Below are 2950 nucleotides of genomic sequence, written 5' to 3'. Positions count from 1 at the left end.
TGACGGAGCAAACATCAGCTATCTCTTTTCTTATGTTTATTATAGCACCTGCCCAAGAAGTAGACAAGTTTATAACGCCATTGTTCAAATTTTTCTTCTTTAGAAGAAAATCTTCCTATATTCAGATATGTATTCACAGGTAGCCAGATGCATAACTTATTCGATTACCACCATTCCAAACAAAAATACTTTCTTCATACATTCCCTCCCTTACACACTAACAAGGAAAAACCTATTAAGCAGAACACTATTCCTATACATTGTTTTATTATTAAAGCTCGTTATAAAGAGGAATAACATTTATAAGTGGTTCTTCATAGGGGTGGATGCGTCTGATAGCCTGTAAGGTTTTGGACAGATTTTCTTTTCGGACATTTACCTCCACCTTAAGCTCATCTTCCTCGCTTATAACATTTCCTTCACCGATATACGGTTTCGTACCATCAAGGGGTCTCCAGGTACCTTTGACACGGCTATATGAAAGACAGCAGTCATAATTGCCGATGTGCCCTGCATCTACGGACTGCAACACCCTTTGCAACTCCTTAAAATGACTTTCCGGTATGTAAATCTCCAGCTTAAACTGCTCCATGATGCACCTCACCTGAAAAACAGATTGGCTATCACACTCAAAACAACACTAATTATAATGCAGGTCATTAGAGGGAAGTGAAATGAGCTGTTTTCCCCCACCACATTAATATCCCCAGGCAGCTTTCCAAAGGGAATGAATTTACCTCCAAAGTGAATTACACACCCTACCACAACCAGAATTATCCCTAAAAATATTAGCATCTTTCCAATATCTGTCATTTATCAATGCCCTTTCATAAAACCTTATCCCATGCTACAATATTTGCCGGCAGCAGCTCTGCCGCCTCATTATCCAAAATAACCACCACATCCCTATGCAGCTGCAAAATTGAAGCCGGTGCCTCCGGAGTAACATCACCACAAACAGCCTTATATACTGCCCTTGCCTTATTCCTGCCACTAGCCAGCAATATAACATGCTCAGCCATCATTATGGTCTTTATTCCCATGCTGATGGCATACCGTGGCACTTCATCCACATTATTAAAAAATCTGGAATTGGCCAATATGGTTTCCTCGTCCAGCTCCACCTTGTGGGTTGTAGCCGCAAATTTAACATCAGGCTCATTAAAGCCAATATGTGCATTCTGCCCGATTCCCAATACCTGTAAATCAATTCCACCCTTGGCAGCAATAAGCTGCTCATAACGTTCTCCCTCGGCTATCACATCCTGGGCCATGCCATTGGGAATATGGACATTTTCCGGTCTTATATTAATGTGCTTAAAAAAATGCTCCTGCATAAAATAGTGATAACTCTGAGGATTATCTGGTCCCATACCGATGTATTCGTCCAAATTAAAGGTGGTTACCCTGGAAAAATCCAATCCCACTGTTCTGTGTACCGCCACAAGCCGTTCATACATAGAAAGAGGGGTACTGCCGGTTGCCAATCCCAATACGCTATTGGGCTTCAAATAAATCTGGCCGGCTACAATCTTGGCTGCCTCCAATCCCATCTGTTCATAAGAATCAGTAACTAGAACCCGCATACTGGCCCCCTCCCCTCTACACATCACTCTATTCTTTGTCTATATTATAACGCCTTTGTTCATATTTTTCTTCAATAATAGTGCCATTTTGCCTCTGCAATAACTCCATATATAAAAAAATTATTTTTTACATTTTGACTTATTGACTTTTTGACTTATAAGTATATAATAAGAATCAAGGAAGGGGAAAAGAAGAAATCCCCCACCTCACCAAATAAATCAATTATCTAAATGAAAGGGGATCGTTACTATGTTAGGCTTAGTTCCATTCGCAATGAGAAATGATTTGGCACGTGAGGAAGACGGCTTCGATCGCCTGTTCAACTGGATGAGTCAACCAATTGCAAGCATCTTCAGCGACACAGGTTTCAGTGGCAAGTCCTTCAACGTGGATGTGAAGGATAATGGTGACAGCTACGAGCTCAAGGCTGAGTTGCCTGGCTATACCAAGGAGGATGTACATCTTTCCTATAAAGACAATTATCTTTCCATCTCTGCCAGCAAGGAAGAATCCAAGGATGAAAAGGATGAGCAGGGTAATTTCATTCGCCGGGAGCGTTACAGCGGCAGCATGAGCCGTTCCTTCTACATCGACAATATCGATGAGAACAACTGCAATGCTGATTTCAAGGATGGTATACTCACAGTCACCATGCCAAAGCTTTCAACTCCTGTGGAGGAAATCTCTCATGAGATTCCAATCCACTAACAGTTAATCATTGTTAAGTAAAAAGAATCGGACCTTCACTATTGTGAGGGCCCGATTTTTTATTCCACTTTTTATTCCTCATATTAAATTTCCAGTTTCACACTCCTATTTCATTCCTAAGCTGAATGGCCTCTGCCAGATGGATTCCCTTTATCTCATCACTGCCATCCAAATCTGCAATTGTCTGAGCCACCTTTTTTATTCTGTCATAGGAACGTGCAGACATACTTTTATCAATAAATGCTGAACGTAGCAGTTGTTGTGCTTCCTTGGTAATTTTACAGGTTTTCTTTAAAATTGATGAGGTCATTTGGGCATTGCAGACAATACCATATTTTCGTAATCTTTGAAGCTGACGATCTCTGGCCGCAGACACTCTTTTTCTAATATCAACTGAGGATTCCGCCTTTTCTGTGGCTGTTAACTCCTTGTAGGTTACCCGTGGCACCCTTATCTGAATATCTATCCTATCCAGCAACGGTCCCGAAATTTTTCTGTTGTATCGCTTTATTTCCTGATAGGAGCAATCGCACTGTTTTTCCGGGTCATTATAATAACCGCAGGGGCATGGATTCATGGAACAGCACAAAATTATACAGGAAGGAAAAGTCAAGGAAGCGTTTACTCTGGCAATGCTTACCACCCCATCCTCCAA

General features: G+C 41.2%; 5 protein-coding genes. 1 reads left to right on the top strand and 4 read right to left on the bottom strand.

The features are described 5' to 3' along the window. Positions 1 to 271: 271 nt before the first annotated feature. Genes ACKI5G_RS03700 through nagB form a run of 3 tightly spaced genes read right to left on the bottom strand, consistent with a single transcriptional unit; the run spans position 272 to position 1586 of the window. Positions 272 to 592 (bottom strand): cytochrome C biogenesis protein, encoded by a 321-nt coding sequence (locus ACKI5G_RS03700; protein WP_407397758.1) that lies wholly within the window; start codon positions 590 to 592, stop codon positions 272 to 274. A gap of 8 nt (positions 593 to 600) precedes the next feature. Continuing rightward, positions 601 to 813: a DUF2905 domain-containing protein gene (locus ACKI5G_RS03695; RefSeq protein ID WP_407397756.1), complete on the bottom strand. Its 213-nt coding sequence runs from the start codon at positions 811 to 813 to the stop codon at positions 601 to 603. Positions 814 to 827: 14 nt separating this feature from the next. After that, positions 828 to 1586 (bottom strand): glucosamine-6-phosphate deaminase, encoded by a 759-nt coding sequence (nagB, locus tag ACKI5G_RS03690; protein ID WP_407397754.1) that lies wholly within the window; start codon positions 1584 to 1586, stop codon positions 828 to 830. A gap of 250 nt (positions 1587 to 1836) precedes the next feature. On the opposite strand from nagB, the gene ACKI5G_RS03685 reads away from it, so the two are divergent. Continuing rightward, on the top strand, positions 1837 to 2295 hold the full coding sequence (locus ACKI5G_RS03685) for an Hsp20/alpha crystallin family protein (RefSeq protein ID WP_407397752.1): 459 nt from the start codon (positions 1837 to 1839) through the stop codon (positions 2293 to 2295). Positions 2296 to 2392: 97 nt separating this feature from the next. Here the strand turns inward: ACKI5G_RS03685 and ACKI5G_RS03680 are convergent. Beyond that, positions 2393 to 2950: ATP-binding protein (locus ACKI5G_RS03680; protein ID WP_407397750.1), on the bottom strand; the 558-nt coding region annotated here is incomplete at its 5' end.

Origin of the sequence: Anaerovibrio sp., from assembly GCF_045637405.1 — a bacterium.
Lineage (GTDB): Bacteria > Bacillota > Negativicutes > Selenomonadales > Selenomonadaceae > Anaerovibrio.
Note: the sequence above shows the minus strand (reverse complement) of the source record. Positions and strands in the feature narration are given on the sequence as shown.

Excerpts from the sequence above, each read along its gene's own strand:
- nagB (WP_407397754.1), bottom strand. The coding sequence starts at position 1,586 with ATGCGGGTTCTAGTTACTGATTCTTATGAACAGATGGGATTGGAGGCA.
- ACKI5G_RS03700 (WP_407397758.1), bottom strand. The coding sequence starts at position 592 with ATGGAGCAGTTTAAGCTGGAGATTTACATACCGGAAAGTCATTTTAAG.
- ACKI5G_RS03685 (WP_407397752.1), top strand. The coding sequence starts at position 1,837 with ATGTTAGGCTTAGTTCCATTCGCAATGAGAAATGATTTGGCACGTGAG.
- ACKI5G_RS03695 (WP_407397756.1), bottom strand. The coding sequence starts at position 813 with ATGACAGATATTGGAAAGATGCTAATATTTTTAGGGATAATTCTGGTT.